24 protein-coding genes and 1 pseudogene are annotated in these 23392 nt (G+C 72.0%); 15 read left to right on the top strand and 10 right to left on the bottom strand.

Features of this window, described 5'->3' with window-relative positions; all coding sequences use genetic code 11:
* The first annotated feature begins 55 nt into the window (after window positions 1-55).
* Entirely contained in the window at window positions 56-1045 is a 990-nt protein-coding gene (locus tag ACH4J0_RS39350) for an alpha/beta fold hydrolase (RefSeq protein WP_396246001.1), read from the top strand.
* A 10-nt stretch (window positions 1046-1055) separates the two neighbouring features.
* On the opposite strand, the gene ACH4J0_RS39345 is transcribed toward ACH4J0_RS39350, so the two are convergent.
* From ACH4J0_RS39345 to ACH4J0_RS39335, 3 genes are all read right to left on the bottom strand, one after another.
* Complete coding sequence (locus tag ACH4J0_RS39345; RefSeq protein WP_396246000.1) at window positions 1056-1178, bottom strand: hypothetical protein; 123 nt, start codon at window positions 1176-1178, stop codon at window positions 1056-1058.
* A gap of 118 nt (window positions 1179-1296) precedes the next feature.
* The gene (locus tag ACH4J0_RS39340; RefSeq protein ID WP_396245999.1) at window positions 1297-2376 is read right to left on the bottom strand and encodes a hypothetical protein; all 1080 of its coding nucleotides are present in this window, start codon (window positions 2374-2376) and stop codon (window positions 1297-1299) included.
* Window positions 2377-2427: 51 nt separating this feature from the next.
* Window positions 2428-2571 carry a hypothetical protein gene (locus ACH4J0_RS39335; protein ID WP_396245998.1) on the bottom strand — a complete coding sequence of 48 codons (144 nt, stop codon included), beginning with the start codon at window positions 2569-2571 and terminating at the stop codon, window positions 2428-2430.
* A 540-nt stretch (window positions 2572-3111) separates the two neighbouring features.
* On the opposite strand from ACH4J0_RS39335, the gene ACH4J0_RS39330 reads away from it, so the two are divergent.
* From ACH4J0_RS39330 to ACH4J0_RS39320, 3 genes are all read left to right on the top strand, one after another.
* Entirely contained in the window at window positions 3112-4539 is a 1428-nt protein-coding gene (locus ACH4J0_RS39330) for a glutamate decarboxylase (protein WP_396245997.1), read from the top strand.
* 70 nt (window positions 4540-4609) lie between these two features.
* Window positions 4610-5479, top strand: coding sequence for a class II glutamine amidotransferase (locus ACH4J0_RS39325; RefSeq protein ID WP_396245996.1), 870 nt, complete (start codon window positions 4610-4612; stop codon window positions 5477-5479).
* A 112-nt stretch (window positions 5480-5591) separates the two neighbouring features.
* A complete protein-coding gene (locus ACH4J0_RS39320) occupies window positions 5592-5954 on the top strand; it encodes a hypothetical protein (protein ID WP_396245995.1) in 363 nt (120 codons plus the stop codon).
* A gap of 161 nt (window positions 5955-6115) precedes the next feature.
* Here ACH4J0_RS39320 and ACH4J0_RS39315 read toward each other — a convergent pair whose 3' ends face one another.
* Entirely contained in the window at window positions 6116-8227 is a 2112-nt protein-coding gene (locus ACH4J0_RS39315; protein ID WP_396245994.1) for a phosphocholine-specific phospholipase C, read from the bottom strand.
* Between the two features lie 592 nt (window positions 8228-8819).
* On the opposite strand from ACH4J0_RS39315, the gene ACH4J0_RS39310 reads away from it, so the two are divergent.
* Entirely contained in the window at window positions 8820-9638 is an 819-nt protein-coding gene (locus ACH4J0_RS39310) for an MBL fold metallo-hydrolase (protein WP_396245993.1), read from the top strand.
* A gap of 255 nt (window positions 9639-9893) precedes the next feature.
* Here ACH4J0_RS39310 and ACH4J0_RS39305 read toward each other — a convergent pair whose 3' ends face one another.
* Both ACH4J0_RS39305 and ACH4J0_RS39300 read right to left on the bottom strand, forming a co-directional pair.
* The gene (locus ACH4J0_RS39305; RefSeq protein ID WP_396245992.1) at window positions 9894-11321 is read right to left on the bottom strand and encodes an alpha/beta hydrolase family protein; all 1428 of its coding nucleotides are present in this window, start codon (window positions 11319-11321) and stop codon (window positions 9894-9896) included.
* 4 nt (window positions 11322-11325) lie between these two features.
* Complete coding sequence (locus ACH4J0_RS39300) at window positions 11326-11925, bottom strand: helix-turn-helix domain-containing protein (RefSeq protein WP_396245991.1); 600 nt, start codon at window positions 11923-11925, stop codon at window positions 11326-11328.
* A gap of 123 nt (window positions 11926-12048) precedes the next feature.
* On the opposite strand from ACH4J0_RS39300, the gene ACH4J0_RS39295 reads away from it, so the two are divergent.
* The 5 genes and pseudogenes from ACH4J0_RS39295 to ACH4J0_RS39275 all read left to right on the top strand — a co-directional run bounded on the left by ACH4J0_RS39295 (window position 12049) and on the right by ACH4J0_RS39275 (window position 15810).
* On the top strand, window positions 12049-13842 hold the full coding sequence (locus ACH4J0_RS39295) for an FAD-dependent oxidoreductase (RefSeq protein ID WP_396245990.1): 1794 nt from the start codon (window positions 12049-12051) through the stop codon (window positions 13840-13842).
* Window positions 13843-14129: 287 nt separating this feature from the next.
* Window positions 14130-14534: pseudogene (locus ACH4J0_RS39290) on the top strand (DegT/DnrJ/EryC1/StrS family aminotransferase); the annotation flags it as partial.
* Between the two features lie 22 nt (window positions 14535-14556).
* The gene (locus tag ACH4J0_RS39285; protein ID WP_396245989.1) at window positions 14557-14760 is read left to right on the top strand and encodes a DegT/DnrJ/EryC1/StrS family aminotransferase; all 204 of its coding nucleotides are present in this window, start codon (window positions 14557-14559) and stop codon (window positions 14758-14760) included.
* An 89-nt stretch (window positions 14761-14849) separates the two neighbouring features.
* Window positions 14850-15179: a hypothetical protein gene (locus ACH4J0_RS39280; RefSeq protein WP_396245988.1), complete on the top strand. Its 330-nt coding sequence runs from the start codon at window positions 14850-14852 to the stop codon at window positions 15177-15179.
* Window positions 15180-15336: 157 nt separating this feature from the next.
* Complete coding sequence (locus ACH4J0_RS39275; protein ID WP_396245987.1) at window positions 15337-15810, top strand: hypothetical protein; 474 nt, start codon at window positions 15337-15339, stop codon at window positions 15808-15810.
* 33 nt (window positions 15811-15843) lie between these two features.
* Here ACH4J0_RS39275 and ACH4J0_RS39270 read toward each other — a convergent pair whose 3' ends face one another.
* On the bottom strand, window positions 15844-17004 hold the full coding sequence (locus tag ACH4J0_RS39270; protein WP_396245985.1) for a pyridoxal phosphate-dependent aminotransferase: 1161 nt from the start codon (window positions 17002-17004) through the stop codon (window positions 15844-15846).
* Between the two features lie 146 nt (window positions 17005-17150).
* On the opposite strand from ACH4J0_RS39270, the gene ACH4J0_RS39265 reads away from it, so the two are divergent.
* Together ACH4J0_RS39265 and ACH4J0_RS39260 are read left to right on the top strand one after the other, a co-directional pair.
* Window positions 17151-17381: a hypothetical protein gene (locus tag ACH4J0_RS39265; protein ID WP_396245984.1), complete on the top strand. Its 231-nt coding sequence runs from the start codon at window positions 17151-17153 to the stop codon at window positions 17379-17381.
* 54 nt (window positions 17382-17435) lie between these two features.
* On the top strand, window positions 17436-17954 hold the full coding sequence (locus ACH4J0_RS39260) for a hypothetical protein (protein WP_396245983.1): 519 nt from the start codon (window positions 17436-17438) through the stop codon (window positions 17952-17954).
* A gap of 215 nt (window positions 17955-18169) precedes the next feature.
* Here the strand turns inward: ACH4J0_RS39260 and ACH4J0_RS39255 are convergent, their stop codons facing one another.
* Window positions 18170-18658, bottom strand: a complete 489-nt coding sequence (locus ACH4J0_RS39255) for a pentapeptide repeat-containing protein (RefSeq protein ID WP_396245982.1) — start codon at window positions 18656-18658, stop codon at window positions 18170-18172.
* A 151-nt stretch (window positions 18659-18809) separates the two neighbouring features.
* A complete protein-coding gene (locus ACH4J0_RS39250; protein ID WP_396245981.1) occupies window positions 18810-19217 on the bottom strand; it encodes a hypothetical protein in 408 nt (135 codons plus the stop codon).
* Window positions 19218-19449: 232 nt separating this feature from the next.
* On the opposite strand from ACH4J0_RS39250, the gene ACH4J0_RS39245 reads away from it, so the two are divergent.
* A complete protein-coding gene (locus tag ACH4J0_RS39245) occupies window positions 19450-19620 on the top strand; it encodes a hypothetical protein (protein ID WP_396245980.1) in 171 nt (56 codons plus the stop codon).
* A gap of 139 nt (window positions 19621-19759) precedes the next feature.
* Here the strand turns inward: ACH4J0_RS39245 and ACH4J0_RS39240 are convergent, their stop codons facing one another.
* Window positions 19760-20434 carry a TetR/AcrR family transcriptional regulator gene (locus ACH4J0_RS39240; RefSeq protein ID WP_396245979.1) on the bottom strand — a complete coding sequence of 225 codons (675 nt, stop codon included), beginning with the start codon at window positions 20432-20434 and terminating at the stop codon, window positions 19760-19762.
* A 90-nt stretch (window positions 20435-20524) separates the two neighbouring features.
* Between ACH4J0_RS39240 and ACH4J0_RS39235 the strand changes: the two genes are divergently transcribed.
* Entirely contained in the window at window positions 20525-21448 is a 924-nt protein-coding gene (locus ACH4J0_RS39235; RefSeq protein WP_396245978.1) for an alpha/beta fold hydrolase, read from the top strand.
* 339 nt (window positions 21449-21787) lie between these two features.
* Window positions 21788-23128, top strand: coding sequence for a hypothetical protein (locus tag ACH4J0_RS39230; RefSeq protein ID WP_396245977.1), 1341 nt, complete (start codon window positions 21788-21790; stop codon window positions 23126-23128).
* Window positions 23129-23392 lie beyond the last annotated feature (264 nt).

The raw sequence follows: 23392 nt of genomic DNA, 5'->3' as shown, positions 1-23392 counted from the left end.
GGCGTCGCATGATCGATGGGCACCTACGTCCACCCGCGAACCCAGGAGAGCCCCCATGCAGTCCGAGCCGTCCGCCGAGTTCCGCCACCGCACCGTCGAGGCTCCGGCCGGGCGCCTACACCTGGTCGAGCAGGGCGCAGGCCCGCTGGTCCTGCTCGTGCACGGCTTCCCCGAGTCCTGGTACTCCTGGCGTCACCAGCTCCCGGCCCTCGCCGCGGCCGGCTACCGGGCGGTGGCGATCGACGTGCGGGGCTACGGCCGTTCCTCCAAGCCGGAGGCGACCGACGCCTACCGGATGCTCGACCTGGTGGAGGACAACGTCGCCGTCGTGCGCGCCCTCGGCGAGGAGAACGCGGTGGTCGTCGGCCACGACTGGGGCTCCAACATCGCCTCCGCCTCCGCCCTGCTCCACCCCGAGGTCTTCCGCGCCGTCGCCCTGCTGAGCGTCCCCTACGCGCCGCCCGGCGGCCCCCGACCCACCGATGTCTTCGGCCGGATCGGCGGCCCCGAACAGGAGTTCTACGTCTCATACTTCCAGGCGCCCGGCCGCGCCGAGGCGGAGATCGAGCCCGACGTCCGGGGCTGGCTCGCGGGTTTCTACGCGGCCCTGTCCGCCGACACCATGCCCGCCCAGGGCGAGCCCGACCCCCACTTCGTCGCCCGCACCGGCGGCCGACTGCGCGACCGCTTCCCCATGGGCGTCCTCCCGGCCTGGCTGAGCGAGGACGACCTCGACGTCTACGCCGGGGAGTTCGAGCGCACCGGCCTGACCGGCGCCCTCAACCGCTACCGCAACATGGACCGCGACTGGGAAGAACTCGCCCCGCACCGCGGAGCCCCGGTCAAGCAGCCGTCCCTGTTCATCGGCGGCGCCCTGGACGCCTCCACCACCTGGATGTCCGACGCCATCGACGCCTATCCCACCACCCTCCCCGGCCTGTCGGCCTCCCACCTCCTGGACGGTTGCGGCCACTGGATCCAGCAGGAGCGCCCCGACGAGGTCAACCGCCTGCTGACCGACTGGCTCGCCACCCTCCAGGGCTGAACCGGGCGGGCTACCCGGGCAGCTTGGCGGTTGGCTCGGGGTGGGCGGCGGTGACGTAGCACATGGCGCTCTGCCCGGTGACGCCGAGCAGCCGCATCAGCCTGAGCGGATCGGCGAAACGGTGCGACGGCAACGGGTGCACGGTGGCACCTGACGACCGCACCGGGAGCGGTGGGCCTGGGTGCGCGGGCAGGCCTGCGCACCCTGCTCGGCGGTCCCGGTGAGGCGGTCGGGCCGACGGCCCGGGCCGGTCAGCCGCCGGCGGCCGATCCGTCCGCGACGGGCCGCCAGGCGGAGAGGTCGACGGCGCTCTGGACGTAGCCGGCCCGGTCCCAACTGCCGTCCGTGTGACGGATGGTGTGGTAGAGCGCGCCGCTGTTGCCACAGGTCTCGAAGAGCAGTTGCAGCTCGTTGTTCACGTTGGCGCCGTCGGCGCCGCACACGTTGAAGGGCTGGCCGAGGATCTGCTGGCCGATGGCGCCCCAGCCGGCCCAGTTCCCGTCGGAGGTGCGGATCGTGTGGTAGACGGCGCTCTGGCTGTTGTTCACCACGGCGACCTGCAAGGCGCCGTTGATGCCCACCGCGACCACGTCGTGCGGCCAGCCCCAGGGGGACGGGGTCCCGGCCGCGCCCATGACGTTGCCCCAGCTGGTCCAGGTGCCGTCCGCGTGCCGGATGGTGTGGAGCACGCTGCCGTCGTTCCACATGGTGGCCACGACGTGAAGTTCGCCGTTCACCTCGGCCGCCGCCAGGCTGAAGAACTTGTCCGAGCCGAGTCCCGGAGGGGCGCTGATCGCTCCCCAGGGCTGCCAGCTCCCGTCGGGGTTCTCGACGGTGTGGACGAGCCGGCCCGTGGGGTCGATCGCAGCCAGCTGGACCCGGCCGTTCACGACGGCCGCACCGGCCCGGCCGAGCTGGAAGTACTGGCTGGAGACGGGCAGTTCCGCCAGGCCCGTCATCGGGGTCGGTGCGGGCCAGCTGCCGTCGGGCTGCTGCGTGGACTGGACGAACTGCATACTCGTCGGGCCGGAGCTCCGGAGTCCGAACAGCCGCAACCGACCCGAGTCGACGACGGTCGTCCAGTACCGGAAACCGGCGAACTGCGGGACCTCCCTGGCCGCGTCCCACGTCCCGTCCGGCGCCCGGCGGGTCTGGACGACCTTCCACGGGTCGGCGCGCAGCATCAGGTCGAGCCCGACAGTCGGAGCGTCGCTCGTGGTCGGCCGGGGCGCGGCCCCGGCCGGCGCGGCCGTCATGACGGCGGCGAGCACCGCCGAAGCGGCCAGCACCGAGGCGACACGCATCCGGCGTCGGCGGGTGGTCTTCAGCACGACGAAATCCCCCCTTTTCAGGTGGCCCCGGTCGGGCCAGGTGCTGTCATATCAGAGTGCTGAGAGCGGTGGGAAGCGGATATTCCAGCGCCCGGGGGCGGTGGACGCCCGGCGGAGGACGGCCCTCGCGATCTCGGTGGCCTGGTCCGAGCAGTAGGTCCAGGTGTCGACGACGTCGGTGTCCTGCCGCGTCATGATGACGAAACCCAGGACCAGGGCCCGGAGGCCCCCAGGCAGCCCAGGCAGCCCAGGGCGACTCCCCGGCCTGTCCGGGTCTGCCGCGCCGGGGCCCTTCCGCGACGGGGGGGAGGGCGCCGCGCGACACCCGCACGTGGCCGGACGGCGACCGGGACGGCGGCCGGGCCTGACCTGCTCCCCGCCGCGCTCCGCAGTCTCCGGCCCCACCGCGGCGGGACTTCCGCGTTGCGCGACCGGATCCCCCCGCCCCCTGACGGCAAGCTCGGATGGTGGCGGCAGCGTGCCGCCGGGTTTTCGGGGTACGTGGTGCACCTGACAGCAGTCGAACGTGGGAGACGCACATGCCGAAGGACGTCGCCGACGCCCTGGAGGACCAGGGATGACCCACTCTGCGCTGCGGCCGGGGTGGCCGCGCCCGGGCCGGTGACAGCCGGGCCGACGTACGTACGACCCGACCACGTACAACCCCGACCACGTACGACCCCGACCGGGTGGTCGAACAACGGCCCCCGACGAGTCGACCAGAGGACGCCGAGAATGCCGCTCAAGCGAGCCCAGCACGACAGCCACCCCAGCCGCGACCTGGAACTGAACCCGGTCTTCAGCCGTGAGCCCGTCAAAGTCCCCCGCCACGCCCTCCCGAGGGGCGAAATGGAGCCGGAGACCGCCTACCAACTGGTGCACGACGAACTCATGCTGGACGGCAACGCGCGGCTCAACCTGGCGACCTTCGTGTCGACCTGGGCCGAACCGCAGGCACTGCGCCTGATGGGCGAGTGCGCCGAGAAGAACATGATCGACAAGGACGAGTATCCGCAGACGGCCGAGTTGGAGACGCGCTGCGTGCACATGCTCGCCCGGCTGTGGAACGCCCCCGACTCCCGCCGGGCGGTGGGCTGCTCGACCACCGGTTCCAGCGAGGCGGCGATGCTCGGCGGACTCGCGCTCAAACGCCGCTGGCAGCACCGACGCGGCGCGGGCGGCACGGCGGCGAAGCCGAACCTGGTCATGGGCATCAACGTGCAGGTCTGCTGGGAGAAGTTCGCCGACTACTTCGACGTGGAGGCCCGCTACGTCCCCATGGAAGGGGATCGTTACCACCTCTCTCCCGAGGCCGCGGTCGAGCTGTGCGACGAGAACACCATCGGCGTCGTCGCGGTACTGGGCTCCACTTTCGACGGCAGCTACGAACCGGTGGCCGAACTCGCCGCCGCGCTCGACGACCTGGAGGAGCGCACGGGCCTGGACATCCCGATCCACGTCGACGGCGCCTCCGGGGCGATGATCGCCCCGTTCCTCGACCCCGACCTCGTCTGGGACTTCAGGCTGCCGCGGGTGGCCTCCATCAACACCTCCGGCCACAAGTTCGGCCTGGTGATGCCCGGGGTCGGCTGGGCGCTGTGGCGCGACGAGCAGGCCCTGCCCGACGACCTGGTCTTCCACGTGAACTACCTGGGCGGCGACATGCCCACGTTCGCGCTCAACTTCTCCCGCCCCGGCGCCCAGGTCGTCGCCCAGTACTACAACTTCCTGCGCCTGGGCTTCGACGGTTACCGGCGCGTGCAGCAGACCTGCCGCGACGTCGCCACCCGCCTGGCGGGCGAGATCGCCGAGCTCGGACCGTTCGAACTGATCACCGACGGCAGCCAGACCCCCGTCTTCGCCTTCCGGGTCCGCGAAGGGATCGACGCCTTCAGCGTCTTCGACGTCTCCGCCTCCCTGCGCGAGCGCGGCTGGCTGGTGCCCGCCTACACCTTCCCCGCGAACCGCACCGACCTGTCGGTCCTGCGGATCGTGGCCCGCAACGGCTTCAGCCACGACCTCGCCGACCTGCTGCTCGCCGACCTCAAACGCGTGCTCGAACGCCTGGAACGCCAGAGCGGCCCGCAACGCGACGCCGACGACGCGGGCGGCTTCGCGCACGGAGCCGAGACCAAGAACCCCAAGCGGCCCGGACGGCACTGACGCCCCGCACAGCACGGCCGCGACGGTCCCCGGCGCGCCGCCGCGTGCCCCGAGGAGAGGCAGGACACCCATGTGCCGCTTGTTCGGCATGAGCAGTGCGCCCCGGCGCAGCCGCGCGACGTTCTGGCTGCTGGACGCCCCGGACAACCTGAGCGACCAGAGCCGCCGGGAGCCCGACGGCACGGGGCTTGGTTACTTCACCGCCGACGGGACGCCGCAGGTGCACAAGGCCCCCATCGCCGCGTTCCAGGACCGCGCCTTCGCCGAGGACGCGGCGACGGCGGAGTCGGCGACGTTCCTGGCCCACATCCGCTACGCCTCCACCGGAGCCCTGCGGGCGTCCAACACCCATCCCTTCGAACAGAACGGGCGACTGTTCGCCCACAACGGGGTGATCGAGGGCCTGGACCGGCTCGACGCCCACCTCGGAGCGGATCGGTCACTCGTCGAGGGCGACACCGACTCGGAACGCTTCTTCGCCCTGATCACCCGGGAGACCGCCGCCCACGGCGGGGACGTCACCGCCGGCATCGTGGCCGCCGCCCGCTGGGCGGCCCACCACCTGCCCCTCTACGCCCTCAACATGGTCCTCACCACGAGCGACCAGCTCTGGGCCCTGCGCTACCCGGACACCCACGAACTGCACGTCCTCGAACGTCGGCCCGGCGGACACCACGGCAACCGTCACCTGGACCACACCGGCGCCGCCGGACGCATGCGCGTCCACTCGAGCGACCTCGCTGACACCCGGGCGACGGTGGTCGCCAGCGAACGCATGGACGACAACGCGCACTGGCGGCTGATGGAACCCGGCGAACTCCTGCACGTCGGGCCCGACCAGGCCGTCACGCGCTGCGTCGTCCTGCCCCAGGAACCCGCTCACCGCCTGACCCTCGCCGACCTCCACCCCACGGCTGCCGCCTCCCAGCGGGCGGCCTGAGACCGCGGCCGGACCCGCGCGGGGCGACATCAGCCGGCCCCGCCGCCCGGCACCCGGGTCCGCCGGCCCGTGCGGGCCGGCGGACCCGCTCCTCACGGCGCGGGTGTGTGACGTGACCGTGTCCCACCCCGCCGAGCCTTGCGCGCTGGCCCTGGTGTGGCACGGGGTCCAGGCCCTGACCACCGGGGACGCCCCGTCCCACCGGGGCCGGGCCGAGGAGCGGACCGCGGCCCGGGCCGAGGAGCGGATCAACGAGCGGGTCGAGGCGTACGTGCGGGAGCGCCACCGTCGCCAGGACACCCTGGCGCTGGTACTGAGCTGCGCCCGGATCGCCGCCGCCGCGCTGGTGGAGCTCAGCGGGGGCGATCCGGCACGGGTGGACGGGTGGCTGGAGGAGGACGCCGCGCGGGCCATGCCGCTCGTCGGCCCCGTCCCGCTGTGGGTGCCGGGCCGCCCCTGGCAGCCGGCCGGCTGAGCGGCACGCCGCCGGAGGCGGCCGCGCAACGGGCGCGGGCGGTCCGCCGGAGCGGGCCGCCCGCCCCGCTCGCACGGGGCGGGCGCACGGGCGCGCCCTTGGCGTCCCCGGTCCGCCCCGGGTCCAGTGTCCGCCCCGGGTGCGGTCCGTCCCGGGTCCGGTCAGCGCGGGCCGGGGTCGCTGGTGCCGGGGCGGCCGTTCTCCAGGTGCCCGGCCCAGCGGCGGCGGAAGGCCGGTCCGTCCGTGCCCGTGACGGTGACGTCGTACCAGCGGCTGTCGGCGCCCGGTTCGAAGGTGAACCGCGCGTCGTCGCCGGGCCGGAGGGTGCGCCCCTGCTTGGAGCCCTGGGCGTAGGCGTTCTCGACGGTGACCGTCCGGGTCGTCTCCCCGCGGTTGGACACCGTGACCCGCACCTTGTTCTTCGCGGGCTCGAAGCGGGCGACCAGGCCGCCCACCGTCCTGCCCTCGAACTCCTGCACCGAGCCGTTCGGCCCGTGGGCGACGAGGTGGTAGCCGCCGTCGGTCAGCGGCCAGTGGTCCTCGAAGCTGTCGCCGGCCGAGATGGTGTAGCGGCGGGGCGCCGCCGTGGGCGCCGTCCGGTCGTAGACGTACAGCCAGGCACCGGCCTTGCCCTTGTTGTCCAGGTTGAGCTGGAAGACCGTCGTGTCGTCGGTCTCGTCCTCGTTGACCCGCAGGTCGTACGGGAGCGCGCGGGCCGGGCGGGTGCCCGGCTCCTGGGTGGGCATCCGCTGGGGCAGCGGCACCTGGTACGGCTTGCCCTGCGAGGAGATCGGCGCTGGCACCGGGATCGGGACCGGCTTCGGGTCGGCGCCGGAGAAGTCGAGCGCCGAGGTGAGGTCACCACAGACCGCGCGGCGCCAGGCGCTGATGTTGGGCTCCTCGATGCCGAACCGGGCCTCCAGGAACCGCAGCACCGAGGTGTGGTCGAAGGTCTCCGAGCAGACCCAACCGCCGCGCGACCACGGGGAGATGACGAGCAGCGGCACCCGCGGCCCGAGTCCGATCGGCTGCAGCCCGCCGCGGTCGGCGCCGGGCACCAGCGGGCTCATCTCGCCCGGGTACTTGTCCAGGTCGAGCAGTTCGTCGCCGAGACCGGCCTCCAGGTCCGTGGAGACCATGCCCTGACCGCCCGGACGGCTGACCGCCGGCGGCATCGGCGGGACGACGTGGTCGAACAGGCCGTCGTTCTCGTCGTAGTTGATGAGGAAGACGGTCCGGCCCCACACCTCGGGGTTGGACGTGAGCGCGTCCAGTACCAGGTTGATGTAGTACGCGCCGTCGGTGGGCGTCGCCGAAGGGTGCTCGCTGTACTTGTACGGCGGGACGATCCAGGAGACCTGGGGCAGCCGGCCCTGCTCGACGTCGGCGCGGAACTCCTTGAGCGTGTGGTCCGTCGCCCCCTTCTCCACCAGCGGGCCGGACGCGCCCTCGGCGACCTGGTACCGCTCGAAGAACATCAGCGAGTTGTCGGTGTAGTTGTCCGTCGGGGTGCCCGGCTCACCGGAACCGCCCTGGTACAGCTTCCAGCTGACCCCGGCGTCCTCCAGCCGCTCCGGGTACGTGGTCCAGGTGTAGCCGTTCTTGCCGTTGCGCTCCTCCAGACCGGGCCCGTTGGGCTTGCGGCCGTACGCGTTGCGCGGGTCGCTGGTGCCGGTCCAGAGGTAGATGCGGTTGGGGGCGGTGTCGGCGTGGACGGAGCAGAAGTACGAGTCGCAGACGGTGAACGCGTCGGCCAGGGCGAAGTGGTACTGCAGGTCCTGCCGCTTGAGGTGGCCCATCGTCATGACGTCCTGCTTCTGGTTCACCCACTGGTCGTGGCGCCCCTCGTTCCAGGCGAGGTGACCGCTGCTCCAGCCGTGGTCCGTGCCGGCCTGGTACTCGGTGGTGTTCCGGGGGTCGATGTACCAGGGCAGCACCTCCTTCTCGGAGGCCGGAAGACCACGGTCGTGGTACCGCCCGGTCCTCACCGCGGCGGCCGGCTGGTGCCAGTTGGGACGGCCGTCGGGCAGCGGCGCGGGACGCGGGTCGTCGAAGCCGCGGACACCGCGGAGGGTGCCGAAGTAGTGGTCGAAGGAACGATTCTCCTGCATCAGGATGACGACGTGTTGGACGTCCTTGATCGAACGGGTCCTGCTGATCGCGGGCAGGGCCAGCGCCTTGCTGACCGCGGGCGGGAACGCCCCGAGGCCGGCGGCGGCCACGGATGCGCCGCCCAGCTGGAGGAATCGACGCCTGTCGATGGAGGAGGCCACGTGTTGTCCTTCCCAGTCGTGCACTGCACGGGTACGGAGAAGCCTCGAACATAGGCGTGGCACACGGGCCGTACACAGTCCACCGGCGAACGCCACGTGAGCTTTCGGCCAACTGTTGTCCACACAACTTCCGGGAGGGGCCGACGCGGTGGCGGTCGGCCGTGCCGCACGGGCAGCGGTCGGGCGTCATCCGCAGAACCACGGATCCGACTGCTGCCCGCCCAGCCACTCCCCCGCGACCCCACGCCCCGGGCCGAGTCGGGGGTCACCCGAGCCACGAACGGGTGATGTTCACGGTTTTCGACGTCACTGAGACACTCGCCGGGCCAGCATCGGGGGTGCTCATGGTGAAAGGCCCTGGTCATGCCGCAGTTGTCGAACGTCGACCGGTACGCCGTGGTCCGGCGCGACCACGTGCGGGACGGTGGCCGACGGGCCCCTGCCCAGGCCGTTCACCGCGTCCCCGCGTCCCGCGGGCAGGACGCAAGGGCCGTTACGACAACCTGACGGCGGCGACCGCCACCCGGGTGCTGCCGCACGGCTCCCGCCCGGTGATCCACGGCGGTGCCGCGCCCGACACGACGGAGGTTCCATGCGTTTGATCTCGAGTGGCCGGCACCACGCCACGTTCGAATTCGGCCACCTGCGGGTGATCTCGTTGCGAGACGGGTACATCGACATGCCGCCGACCCGGCTCCGCGACGAGGACGGATGCACACTCGACGTGCTTCCGGCCGCCGTCCCGCTGGCCGGCGACAACCTGCGGCTGTCGGTCAACGCCTTCTACGTCACCGACGGCACGCGGTCGGTCCTCATCGACACCGGCGCGTCCGACGTCTGGCACGACCCCACCATGGGACTGATCTACGACGCGCTCGACGAGGCGGGAGTCGACCGCGCGGGCATCACCGACGTGGCCATCACCCACAGGCACGAGGACCACGTGAGTGGCCTGATCACGCCGGACGGTTCGGAGGCGTTCACCAAACTCGAGCGCGTGTGGATCGGCGCGGGCGACGCATCGGTGTTCACCGGGCGGCTGGAGCTGCTCCGCGACCGGGTCGTACCCGTGTCGGAGGAGGTCGCGATCAACGACTGGACCACCGCGATCCCGACACCGGGCCACACCCCCGGTCACACCGTCTACGACATCAGGAGCGGCACCGGCCACCTCCTCGTCTGGGGCGACACCGTGCACGTTCCCACGCTCCAGTTCGAACAGCCCAACGTGTCCTGGGAGCTCGACGGCGACCAGCCCCAGGCCCGCGCCGCCCGAGCGGCCCTCCTCGAACGACTCGTCCAGCCGCACCACTTCGTCGCCGGCGCCCACCTCGACTCACCCGGCATCGCCCGGGTGACTCCCTCGGGCAACGGTTATGCGCTGGAATACCTCGCACCACCGATCGGCTGACCGAGCCCGTCGGTTCGGGACCGTGCTCACGCGTGGATCCACGGGCGTCACCCCGTGATCCTGACGGCCGGCGGCAAGGTCCGCGCGGCCAGGACCTCTTCGACGGCGGACCGGCCCGGGCCTGCGAGTGCCCCCGCCCTCGCCCGGGCCGGTCCGCCGTCGGCCGGAACCCGGCGGACCGGCGTCGGGCGGGGACGGACGACGGTGGCGGAGCCGGCCCGTCGGACGGTGGGATGCGTCGGAACCGACGACTGCTCAGGCCAGGCCCCAGCCCAGCGCCCAGGGGACGAGCACGACTCCGGCGGCGAGGTGCACGGCCACGGCCACCCGCGTGCGGACGGCCAGGGCCCGCCGCTCGCGCCACGCCGCCAGCGCCACGGCCACGGTGAGCACGAGGACGGCGGCGGTGGCCGCCTGGAGGAGGAGCCAGAGGGCCGGGCGGCCGGCGACGACCGGGCCGGTGGCCTTCCCGTCGGTGGCGAAGACGGACATCACGAACAGCGGTGCCGCGACGACGTCCGCGGTGCCGAGCACGGCCAGCCAGCGGACCCGGCGGCGCAGCGGCGCCGGTGCCCGGCGGAGCGATCCGACCAGGGGGCCGGCGAGGTAGGCCGCCACGAGGGCGGCCAGTGCCGTCCGGCCGGTGCCGGCCTGCTGGTACCAGGGGTCTGCCGTGGCGGCATGGCTCACGCGTTTCTGGGCCGGCGCCGGGGCGGTGCTGGACAGCAGCGGGTGGCCGGCGGCGACCTGTTCGGTCCACGAGGCCATCACGTCCAGGTAGCCGGGACCGAGTTCCCCGAGCGGGTGGCCCTGGAAGGTCGGGCCGCCGAGGCTGTCGAAGCCGTCCGAGCTGCGGTGGCCGTTGTGGCCCGCGCCGGGAACGAAGGCGATCGTGACGTGGTCGTTGCCGGCCTCGGCGAGGACGGTGCGGAAGATCCGCGCGCTCTCCTGCGGGGGGACCTTGGTGTCGTACTCGCCCCACAGGGCCAGCACCGGCTGGTGCAGGTGCTCCAGCACGGGAAGCGGGTCGTAGTCGGCCTCGGGGAACAGTCCCGCGCCGTCGAGCAGTCGGGCACCGGGTCCGTCGATCGCGCCGAGCAGCGAGCCCGGGGCGCCGCGGTGGGCGAGGTGGGTGTCGAGGTTCCAGGTCTGGGTGCGCAGCGGGGACAGCCCGGATCCGCCGATGGTGATCACGAAGGCGATGTCCGGGGAGCGGGTCGCGGCCAGCGGCGCCACCCAGCCGCCCTCGCTGAAGCCCCACAGCCCGACCGCGTCCGGCCGCACGCCGGGATGGGTGCGCAGCACTCGCACCCCGGCCGACGCGTCCTCGGCCAGGAGCCCGAAGTCCCGGTGCATGGTGGAGTATCCGGCGGTGCGCTTGTCGTAGACCAGGGTGGCGACGCCTGCGCGGGCGAAGCCCTCCGCCTCGGCGCGGTACTCCTCGCGCGGGCCGGGTCCTGCGCCGCCGACCAGCACGACGCCCGGCAGGGCGTCGTGGCCGCCCGCCGGTTCGACGATCGTTCCGTGCAGGGTGAGCCCGTCGCCGCCCTGGAAGGTGACCTCGGTGCGGGTCAGGGCGTCGGCGGCGAACGCGGAGCGGGGCCAGGCCAGGCAGACCGGCAGGGCGAGCAGTAACGCCGCCAGGGCACGTCCGGCTGCCCGGCGTATGTGAGCGGTCGTCACGGGGTCACTCCTCCTCCGGGCCGGCGGACCGCCCGGGTCGCTCGTCGGTCTCGGGGAAGCCGAGCAGCCGGACCAGGACGGCGCGATCCTGGGGGCCGGCCTCGTCGGCGGGGCGGGAGTACCGGTAGACCAGGGCGATGTACTCCTCGAAGAAGGAGCGCAGTTCCTCGGGTGCGAGGCGCAGGGTGCTGCGGGCGAAGATGAAGGCGTCCGCCCACGGTCCCATCTCGTCGCGCCGTTCCTCGAAACGGGTGAACTGCTCGATCAGCTCGGCGATGTTCAAGCGGGTCATCTCACGGAGCGCCTCACGCATCGGCGGTGTCTGGCGGCTGTGCGGCGGGAAGCGGCGGTCGCCGGGCACGGCCCTCCACCAGCGCTCCCTCCCCTTGGCGAGTTCGGGGACCTCCTCGATGAAGCCGTGCCGGGCCATCTGCCGCAGGTGGTAGCTGACCAGACCGGTGCTCTCCCCCAACGCCGTCGCGAGAGCGGCCGAATTGGCGGGACCGTGCCGAAGCTGCTGCTCGATCCGCTGCCGCATCGGGTGCGCCAGGACCCGTAGCGCGGCGACGTCGGTGATCTCCTGGGGTGGGGGCTGAACTGACATGCAGGGCACGCTAGCGAGTTGCAAACCCTCTTTGCAAGTACCCTTTGCAACCTCCCGGGCCCTGTTCGGTCCCCGCAGCGGCCCTGACCGTGCCCGCCGCTCGCGCAGGCTCGTTGACGGAGCATGCGAACGATCACAGCAGCCGTACGCACCCGGCGCGCCCTGCTCACCACGGCGGCCGGGGCCGCCACCGGCCTCGCGCTGACCGGCACCGGGCCGGCGCGGGCGGCGCAGCGTCTCGACGGGAGGCCGGGACGGCGGGTCGCCGTGCTCGGCGGCGGGGTCGCCGGTCTGAGCGCGGCGCAGGAACTGGCCGAGCGCGGCTACCGGGTGACGGTCTACGAGCGCAACGGCGTGCTGGGCGGCAAGGCCCGCAGCATGGACGTGCCCGGCACCGCCGAGGGCGGCCGGCGACCGCTGCCCGGCGAACACGGCTTCCGCTTCTTCCCCGGCTTCTACCGCAACCTGCCCGACACCCTGCGCCGTATCCCGCTGCCCATCGGGGCCGTCGGCCGCAGCGTCCACGACAACCTGGTGAACGCCACCGAGGAGCTGTTCCCCCGCACCGGAGGACGGCCGGCGCTGCGACTGCCGTTCCGCACCGTGACCGCGCCCCCGCTGCTGGGCGAGCTGCTGCCGGACGCACTGCTCCAGACGCTGACCGGGCTGCTGGACACCGCCCTGCACCTGCCGGCCACCGAGGTGGCGTACTTCGCCAACCGGCTGCTGGTCCACTTCACCAGCTGCGAACCGCGCCGCTCCGAGCAGTGGGAGCGCGTCCCGTGGTGGCGGTTCATCCGGGCCGACGAGATGTCGTACGACTACCAGCGACTGCTCGGCGTCGGCATCACCCGCAACATCGTCGCGACCAGGGCCGAGGAAGCCAGCACCCGCACCGTCGCCCGGATCCTCCAGGCCTTCGTCTACAACGCCCTGGGCCGGGGCAACGACGGCGAGCCGGACCGCGTCCTCAACGCCCCCACCAGCGAGGCCTGGATCGGCCCCTGGGAGGCCCACCTGCGCGCCCTCGGTGTCCGGTTCGAACTCGGCGCCGAGGTGCAGGAGTTGCTGTACCGGGACGGCCGGATCACCGGCGTGCGGCTACGGCAGGCGAACACCCCCGTCCTCGCCGACCACTACCTCAGCGCGATGCCCGTCGAGCACGCCCGCGCCACCTGGGGCCCCGAACTGCGCGCCGCCGACCCGCAACTCGCGCGCTGCGACCGGCTGCGGACCGACTGGATGGTCGGCGTCCAGTTCTACCTGCGCACCCGCACCCCGATCGTGCACGGCCACGTCGACCTGGTGGACTCGCCCTGGGCCGTCACCTGCGTCGGCCAGGCCCAGTTCTGGCCCGACCGGGACTTCCGCCGGGACTACGGCGACGGACAGGTGGCCGACTGCCTCTCGGCGATCGTCTCGCAGTGGGACGCGCCGGGGATCGTCTACGGCAAGCCCGCGCTCAAGTGCTCCCGCGAGGAGGTGGTGCGCGAGACCTGGGCCCAGCTCAAGGACTCCCTCAACAGCGGCGGCCGGCGCGTCCTGGACGACGCGGACCTGGTCACCTGGTTCGTCGACCCGGCCGTCACCGGCCTCGGCGGTCCGGCCCCCGCCAACCGCGAGCAGCTGCTCATCCACCCGGCGGGCACGCTGTACAACCGCCCCTCCGCCACGACCGCCGTCCCCAACCTCTTCCTGGCCGGCGACTACGTCGCCACCGACATCGACCTGGCCACCATGGAAGGCGCCAACGAATCCGCCCGCCGAGCGGTCAACTCCCTGCTCGACGCCGACGGTTCAGCGGCCCCGCGCTGCACGGTGTGGCCGCTGTACCAGCCGCCGGAACTGGCCGCCCTCCAGCAGCAGGACGAGGCCCGCTACCACCGAGGCCTGCCCCACGCCCTCGACCTGGGCTGACGGCGCGGCGACGCGCCCACGCCTCGCCCGCGTCCGGCCGTACCGGGACACCGGTCGCCCGGGCGGGGCGGCCGTCCGGGGCGGCCGGGTGCTGGCACGCCGTCGGGCCGGCACCGACGGGCAGCCGAAGCCGCCCCGCAGGGCCGCGATCACACACCGGTGAGGGCTCGCTGGCCGGTGCCGTGGCGGCTGAGGTGCTGTTCGGCCATCACCTCCGACGACCGCTCCAGCACGCGCCGCCGCCGTAAGCCGCCCAGCATCCTGTTGCCCTGCCCGGAAGGACACCCGTGAACGACCCCGCCGTCACTCTCCCGTTCCCCCGCGAGCCCAAGTACGGGCAGGCCGAGAAGGACGCCGTCCTCAAGCTCCTCGACGACGGCCACCTCTCCGAGATCAACCTCGGCCCGGCCACCAACGCCCTCGAAGCCGCCTTCGCGCGCCTCACCGGCACCCGCCACGCGCTGTCGTTCAACTCCGGCACCGCGTCCCTGCACGCCGCCCTCCATGCGGCCGGCGCCAACCCCGAGGCCGGTGTCGCCGTCTCCCCGATGACCTGGGTCTCCGCCATCACCGCCGTCTTCCAGGCCGGCAGCTACCCCGTCTTCTGCGACATCGAGCCGGACAGCCCGAACACCGCCGCCACCGCCGTCGCCGAGGTCGCCGACGCCTGCTCGGCGGTCCTGGCCACCCCACCCCTGGGGCATCCCCGCCCGCATGGACCAGCTCGCGGGCGCCAGCGGCCTGCCGATCGTCGAGGACTGCTCGCACGCCCACGGAGCCCTCTACCAGGGCCGCGCGGTCGGCTCCTGGGGTGCGGCCGGATGCTTCAGCCTCCAGGAGTCCAAGGCCGTCTCCGGCGGCGAGGGCGGCATCCTGACCACCACTGACCGCGAGGCGGGCCCTTGCTGTGGCAAGTGACGTGGTACGTTCCGTGGTCCAACCGAAAATAGGCGACCCCGGCGGTGCGCTAACACCCCGGGGTCCGGCAACAGGAGCTCTAACTCCCGATGCGCGTCCATCGTAGCGCCCACGTGCGCAACTTCACTGTGCTGCCCAACTGCATGCTGCAGTATCGACAGCTCTCCTACACCGCCCGCGGTCTGCTCGCGGACCTCCTCTCCCGCCCCGACGGCTGGCGCGAGGACGGCCGGCACATGGCCGACAGCAGCCCCCAGGGCCGCGGTGCGATCCGCAAGGCCCTGAAGGAGCTCACCGACGCCGGCTTCTACCGCGTCGAGAAGATCCGCATGCCCGACGGCACCATCCGCACCGAGACCCACGTCTACGACACCCCGCAGCTCGCACTGCCCGGGTGCCACCCGTCCGGTCTCCGGTGAAGCGACCACCGGCGGTACTGACGCTCTTCCAAAGGACCGGTACCAAGAACCCTCCCTCCCCAGCGACCCTGCGAACGGCCAGGCGATCGCCGACGGGGCGGTCGACGAGCCGGGAGGGCGGGAGGAGAACCGCCAGGAGGCCAAGGACGCTCCAGTGGTGCCGGACGAGCAGGTCCGCGAGGCGGTCGCCACGCTGTTCCGGGTGATCCGCCCCGAGCCCCGTCTGCGCCTCGGCGAGGTCGAGGCACGCACACTCGCACGCCTGGTCACCCAGTGGCTGGAGCGTGGCGCGAGCCACGCCGACCTCGCCGCCGCCCTACTGCCGGGCCTGCCCACCCCGGTGCACTCGCCCGCGGCGGTGCTCCGCAACCGCCTGGAGCGCAAGATGCCGCCCGTACCGGCCCCCGTGCGCTCAGCAGCGGCCCGGTACTCCGAGTGCGCCAAGTGCCACGACCCGGTGCCCCAGCCGGGCATCTGCCGCCCTTGCGCGGGCCTTCCAGCCCGGACCGTCGCGGTCGGCACGGGCGAGACCGTCACCCGCAGCGGGGCGTCCCGAGCCCGAGCCGCGCTGAACGCCGCCGGGGCCGGGCCGAGCATCAGGCCCGCTACGGTCGCTGCCACTGCCAGGTAGGGGCGGCGCGCGGTGCGGTCTCGGCCAGAGCGGTCAGAGCTGCCGGAGCCGCGCTACGGCCTCAGCGAGAACATCATCGCGTTTGCAGAACGTGAACCGCACGAGGCTCTGCCCAGCCTCGGCGTTGTCGTAGAAGACGGCGTTGGGGATGGCGACGACGCCACAGCGCTCGGGGAGGCTTCGGCAGAACTCCATGCCGTCCTTCTCGCCGAGTGGCGTGATGTCGGTGGTGATGAAGTACGTGCCATGGGGCTCGAACACGGCGAAGCCGGCGGCTGCCAGTCCGTCGGAGAGCAGGTCCCGCTTGCGGAGCATGTCGGCCCGGAAGCCCTCGAAGTAGCTGTCGGGGAGACGGAGTGCCTCGGCGACGGCGTACTGGAACGGACCGGCGCTGACGTAGGTGAGGTACTGCTTGGCCGTACGGACAGCTGAAACCAGGGCCGGGCTCGCGGAGACCCAACCAACCTTCCAACCCGTGAAGGAGAAGGTCTTGCCAGCCGAGGAGATGGAAACCGTCCGCTCGCGCATGCCCGGTAGGGCGGCGATTGGGTGGTGCCCGCCGCTGAAGACCAGGTGTTCGTAGACCTCGTCGGTGACCACCAGTAGGTCGTGCTCGACGGCGAGCTCGGCAACAGCAGCGAGCTCCTCCGGGGTGAGGACGGTGCCGGTGGGGTTGTGCGGGGTGTTGATCAGCAGCAGCCGGGTGCGCGGGTTGATCAGGGCGCGCAGCTCGTCCAGGTCCGGGCGGAAGGAGGGCGCCCGGAGGGTGAGCGGGACGCGGGTAGCGCCGGCCATCGCGATGCAGGCGGCGTACGAGTCGTAGAAGGGTTCGAGCGCGATGACCTCGTCGCCGGGCTCCAGCAGGGCCAGCAAGGCGGCAGCGATGGCCTCGGTGGCGCCGGCAGTGACCAGCACCTCGGTGCCCGGGTCGTATGTGAGGCCGTAGAACCGCTGCTGGTGCTCGGCGATGGCCTGCCGCAGCTCGGGGATGCCGGGGCCGGGCGGGTACTGGTTGCCCCGCCCCTCCCGCAGTGCCCGGACGGCGGCCTCGCGGATCTCCTCGGGCCCGTCGGTGTCCGGGAAGCCCTGCCCGAGGTTGATCGAGCCGGTGGCCGTGGCCAGTGCCGACATTTCCGCGAAGATGGTGGTCCCCATCCCCGCCAGCCTGCGGTTCAGCAGCGGCCTTGCACCCATGCCCGGCTCCTCCTGGCTCGTCGTCGGCACCCATCATCCGGGCCGGATGCGAACGGGGACAAGTACATGGGCCGCGAGCGCGCCTTGATCCGGTTGTGTCCGGCTGGCAAGCCCTGTCTGTCGGCGAGAGATGAGAGCATTTGCGTATGGGTGAACTGCGCTCGCTTGATGATCTGTTGGAGAACCCGAACGGCCTCACAGAGGCGGACCTCAAGCGTATCGAGGATGAGCGAGTCCTCGGCGCCACGGCCGTCCTGCTGCACCAGCAGGGGCATGCCGAGGCTGCTGGCTTCCTTGCTGACGCAGCCGCCCTGGAGCTCGACTGTTGGGGCGAAGACTCGGGCGAAGAGCTCTACAACGTAGTCATCTACGTTTAACCCCATCTTGCGGATCAACTCACCAAGGAGCTAGCAGATTTGATTCACCGCGCGATGAACGTCGCGCTGGAGAAGGGTGGAAAGGCCGTGCGGAGCATCCGCGCGCGTCCTCTGGTCCCGCGCGTCAGCACAGACTGGAGGGACCAGCTGAAGGCTGCTTCCGGTCCACGGCAGTCCAATCAGGCGCGGCGAGTTCGGCTTGAGCCACAGCACCCCATGGAAGACGGGCTCCACTTCACGAACCAGTGGGAGCACCGGGTCTACAGGCTGCTGAAGGAGCGCCAGGCATCTTTGCCGGACAACGACACCGTCGGCATCGTGCCATTGGGTGCTATGCGGGTCTGCGGGCATACGTACGAGCCCGATATCTTGATCACATATCGTGGCAGGGTTGGGGTGATCGAGATCGACGGGCCGCACCACAAGGGGCGGCGGTCGGACGGCGCGAGCCGGGAGAGGCTCCTCCGAAATGCGGGTGTAAAGCACATTGATCGCATCGATGTTCGAGACTCCACTGATCGGCAGGAAGGTGAGAAGTTCGTGACGGACTTCCTCAAGCACCTTGGCTCATAGCACTGCGACCGCAGGCCGGCGGGCGTTCGTCCCGCCGCTCCGGCCAGCGCATTCGGCATCGAGTGAGGCATGGGCCCCTCGGCTCAGGCCCGGGAAGCAGCCAAGAGCACCTCATGGAAGATGCCCCCTGACCCCAGGTAACGACGACCCTTGTTTCGAACGCTCGGTGATTCAGGGGCGCCGGGGTCAGGTGGGTACTCGGTGCCACGGCTCAGTTACACGAGGATGGGGCCAGGCGATTCATCGTGGTCTCGCGCCTCGTCTGCTTGAACCTCGAACACTCCAGGCTTGACTTCTGCCGACCGCGCCAGGATCTCTCTGTGCAGGGCACTTGTCGGCCACCTTGTCGCCAGCGACCAACGCACCTTGGTGAGGTTCGCGTTGGTCAGCTTTGCTCCGTGCAGGTTGGCCTCGGTCAGGTCGGCACCGTACAGGTTCGCATCGGTCAGGTCAGCGCCGACCAACGAGGTGTGGTGCAGGTAGGCGTTGTGGAAGTTCGCCCCGAGTAGATGGGCACGCGAGAGGTTGGCATTGGGTAGGTGAGCTCCATGGAGGTTCGCGCCGGTGAGGTTGGCCGATGAGAAGTCCGTGAAGGCCAGGTAGGCACCGGTGAAGTTGGCGCCGATCAGACGGGCTCCGGTCAGATTGGCCTCGGCCAGATCGTCACCCGCGAGGTCGGCGTCTGTGAGCTCGGCGCGAGACAACTGAGCCCCGGGCGAGACTGGGCGATATGGCTGGGAGGCCAGCGCTGCTCGAAGCGCGGGGAAGAAGCCGGATCGAGGTGGTACATGGCGTGGCTTCTGAAACGGGGGCTCGGTACGGGCAATGTAGCCAAGTACCCGACGGGCGAACACGCTAGCGGACATCGAGCGACCCGCCTTCCGTAGACGCCTGGTCAGGAAGAGCTGGCACTTCGGACGGGTGGCGCACTGGGCGACGGTCGCCTGCGGAGACCGGGTCGGGCTTTGCTTCGTCGCTCGTTGGGCGATTCCTGGCCAACTGCTCCAGGATCTTCGGAGCGGCGATACCAACCGTGACAGCGGCCAGGGGGCCTTCGATCTGGTTCGAGGCACTGTACACAGCAGCGAGCGCCGCACCAACGCCTACCCGGATCACAACGGCCACCAAGTAAGGGGCCAGCCGGATCTTGCCTCGCTTTTTCCACGGAAACCCGCCGGCGCTATGGATAGCGGTGTACAGGTCCCAACCCTCGATGAGCGCTGAACCAAGCAAACCCCAAAGACACGCCTGCCAGGTGGACATCTTGCCCCTCACCGCCCATAACCCTGCGGGCACCGAGTCTTGCACCAGAGTTCCGTGTGGGCACCTAGAGTGACACGTAACTGTCCGTTGTGGGAAGCCACTGTCAACTGGCCGAATGTGCACGCCACTTGAGTGATCGCGAACCGATCACCCGTGGGGCCGGAACTCATCGATGTCGAGGGCGCTGGGCAGCGACTGTCGGTCCACGAGCAAATAGGTAGGCGAGCAGGGCTTGACCCAGCACCTGAGCGCCCTGCGCGCCGCCGGCCTGGTCGACGCCCACCGCAGTGGCCGGTACGTCCTGTACGTCCGCACCGAGGCGGCGGAGGTCCTGCTCGCCGCCGCGGACGCGCGAGGTGACGATGCGGAGGTGCCGCCTTCGGCCCGGAGGTCTCCTCGATGAAGGCGGCCAGGCCCGTCGGCGGCCGGTCCGGAAGATCACCGGGAGCGCCGGACCACGAGAGCGCCGAGCCCCTCCGGTTCGGCGGTCGTCGCGTCGGGGCGGCGGGTCGGGGCAGTCAGGGCCGGGGTCGGTACCGCGGTCAGCCCAGCAGGCCGTTCAGGACCCGGGTGATCGCGCCGTCGAACGGGTCCGCGTCGGCCGTGCCCGGCGGCGGGGCGGCGGCGAGGGCGGCGGTGACGCGGGGGTGGGTACCGGCGGCCACCGCGTGGCGCAGGTAGGCGGTCCGGCGCGCCGCGGAGGAGGCGGTGGCGGCCAGTTCGTTCTGGACGAACATCGCGGTCATCGCGTTGAGCAGGGCGAACGCCTCCAGCTTCCGCGGGGCGGGAGCCGGGTGCTCGGCGACGATCTCCAGGAAGTGCTCCAGCGCGTCCACCCCGTGCGGTCCGAGCGCCGGGCGGGTGACGACCAGGGTGGGGAGCCAGGGGTGGCGGCGCATGATCTGCCGGGTCTGGCGGGCGAGGGCGAGCAGGTCGGCGTGCCGGTCCCCACTCGGCCGCGGCAGGTCGTACTCCGCGGCCGTGGCGTCGGTCATCAGGTCGAGCAGGTCGTCGCGGGTCGCGATGTAGCGGTAGAGCGAGGCGGCGCCGGTGCCGAGCAGCGCCGCGACGCGTCGCATGGAGACCGCGTCCAGGCCTTCGCGGTCGGCGAGGTCGAGGGCCGCGGCGGTGATCTCGGCGCGGCTGCGTTCCGCCGGCCGGCCCGCCGCCGCCCGTTCGGGGCGCAGCCAGATCACGGTCTCGTCCGGTCGTGCCACCGTCACCTCCTTGATTGCCTCACTCTACCGCTTTGCATACAGTGTTCGCGATGTTTGCGAACGCCGTACGCAAAGTGAGGGAGTGCCGGGATGACAACGCGGTACGCGGACAATGACGGAGTTCGGATCGCCTTCGAGGACCTCGGCGGCGCCGGAGGCGATCCGCTCCTGCTCGTCATGGGGCTCGGGGCCTCGCGCTTCTGGTGGCCGACGGGCATGGTCGACGAGCTCGTGCGCCGGGGCTTCCACGTGGTGGCCTACGACCAGCGCGACGCGGGCGAGTCCACGCACTTCCCCGACCTCCGCCGGACCCACCCGCTCCTGGCCCTGCTCCGGCGCGAGGCGCCGGCCTACGCCGCCGAGGACCTCACCGACGACGCGGTCGCCCTCCTCGACGCCCTCGGCTGGGAGCGCGCCCACCTGTTCGGCCACTCCATGGGCGGGCTGGTGGCGCAGCGCACCGCCATCAGGCACCCGGAGCGCGTACTGACACTGACCAGTTCCTCGGCCGTACCGAGCGACGTCAGGGGACTCGGCGTCCTGCGCTACGTGCGTCTGGGGACGGTCGCCCGTTTCACCCGCCTGCGCCACCCGCAGTCCCCCGAGGGCCAACTGGAACTCGCGCTCACCATCGCCAGGATCCTCGCGCCCAGCCACGACGTCGGCGAGGACGACGTCCGCGAGTTCGTCCGCAAGGAGGCCGCCCACCAGGTCACGAGCTTCCGGGACGACAAGGCGCAGAGCCGCCAGATCGGCGCGAAGTGGCACGGCGGCACCCTCGCCGGGATCACCGCGCCCACCCTGGTCCTCCACGGAGGGGACGACCCGCTGCTGCGCACCAGCGCGGGCCGCGACACGGCCGCGGCGATCCCCGGCGCCCGGCTGCACACCATGCCCGGCGTCGGCCACTTCCTCGCCCGCGACGCCTGGGCCCGCTACGCCGAGCGGCTCCGAGCCATCGCCGACACGGCGTCGGACCCGGCTCGCCGACCCGACCGCTCCCCCACCGACTGAGGCGCCCAGCCACCCGGTGGCAGTTACCCGAAACCCTCAGCGACATGGACGAGTTCGTCGTCCGAGGGTCGTGGAGGGCCGCCGGCGTCCCGAGCGGTGCATTCAGGTGGGTGGTGATCCGTGCGTAGCCGCCTGGATCCCAGAACCCCGGACGGACCGCGCGCCGCAGGGAGAACTTCACCGCGCCGGCGGACTCGCGGGCTACGAGCTCGGATCGGTTCTCACAACCCCAGCCGATGCTGATCGTCAGGCTCCGACCGTCGGCGGAAATCGAGTTGCCCGGGCGGCGGCCGGTCGAGGATCATCCTGAGGTCCTGACACCCCCGACACCGGAGACACATGACCACCGAACTGTCCGAAGCCTGGGAGCTCTTCGAGTCCGGTGACTCGCAGGGATCGATGCGGGTGCTGCGCTCCGTGGCAGACCGGCTCCCGCCCGCCGAAATCGCTCCGCTGGTGGCCGAATTGGCCAAGGGCGCCGGTTTCAATGACTTGGCAGAGGCTTCGACAGCACTGGCGGCCGGGCCCGGGGAGGCCGACCGGCACTACGCCTACGGTTACGCGTGCGTCGAGCGCGGCATCGACGCGGTGGGCGTCCCCGCGCTGCGGGAGGCGCTGCGGCTGGTCCAGGCGCCGCCCGCCGCCGCGGCGCGCACCGGCCTGTTCCGCCGCAAGCCCAGGCCGCAGCCCGCCGCCCAGCAGCTCGGCCTGCGCAAGGTGCTGCTGGAGCTGGTCTCCGCCCTGGAGGGCTGCGAGCGGCACACCGAGGCGCTGGCCGTGCTGCGTGAGCACGACGACCGGCTCGGCGACTGGCCGGACCGGTACCTGACGGTCTACAACGCCCTGATGAGCGGTCAGACGTCCCTGGCCCGGGAGGTGTACGAGGCGCTCTCGGTCCCCGAGGGGGTCTGGGTGGGCCCGGCACAGCGGGTCGGACGGATGCTGGAGCGGGCCGCGGCCCTGCCGCCGGTCGACGACCAGGACCTGCGCGGTTGGCACTACGTGCTCACCGGCGGCCTGCTCACCACCCTCTCGCCGCACGGGTTCGACCAGGGCATGACCGGCCGCTGGGCCTACGTGCAGGACGACTTCGGGCACTGCCACCACGGTCTGGAACGACTGCGCACCGTGCTGGCCGCCACCGACCGCAAGCCCGCCTCGGTCGCACTGCTGGCCGACCGGGGCAGCCGGGCGCTCGGGCTGGCGGCGGCGCGGCTGCTCGGCGTGCCGGCGGCGCCGTACCAGCCGGGTACGCCGGGTGCGCTGGTGGTCGCGTACGACCTGAACGAGTGCGATCCCGCCGAGGTGGCGCAGCTGCACGAACGGGCGCAGGACCAGCTGCTCTTCGAGCACGCCACCTGCTGGACCGACCCGCCCGCCGTGACGGCCGACGTCTCCACCCTGCTCGGGCAGATCGTGAGCGCCCCCTGGGAGCCGGGCCTGCACTTCGGCGAGAACGGCGAGCCGCAGGAGGCCGAGCCCGACCAGCGCTCGGCCGAGGAACTCGCCGATGCGATCCTGGCCGCCGCCCCGACCGCCCCGGAGGGCGACGGCCGGACGCCGCCCGACACGGACGACGCCCTCGCGGCCTTCGCCACCCGCGCGGTCGGCTGGCCCGCGACAGGCCCGCGCGACCGCGTCCGCTCCGCCGGCCCGGTCAGGAGCTCCCGCTTCGCGTGACGGTCCACGTCGACTGACGGGGTCCGCGGACAGGGCTGCGACCTGTGCCTGTCGACGGCCGGGTGACGGCCCACGGCGGTGATCACGTGATACGGCAGGCTCCGCCCGTCGGCGTGGGTCGGCCATCAGCAGCGAGCCACCCGGACGGGAACGTGCCGGGGACTCGGGCGGACCGGCCGGGGAACGGCGCGAGGGCCCGGGTCCGCGTGGTTGCGCGGGCCCGGGCCCTCGTGGTCACCCCGGTGGCCCCTGTCCGACCCCGAG

It is taken from the genome of Kitasatospora sp. NPDC017646 (genome assembly GCF_044329365.1).
Taxonomy (GTDB): domain Bacteria; phylum Actinomycetota; class Actinomycetes; order Streptomycetales; family Streptomycetaceae; genus Kitasatospora.
This window is presented reverse-complemented; position numbering and strand designations above follow the sequence as displayed.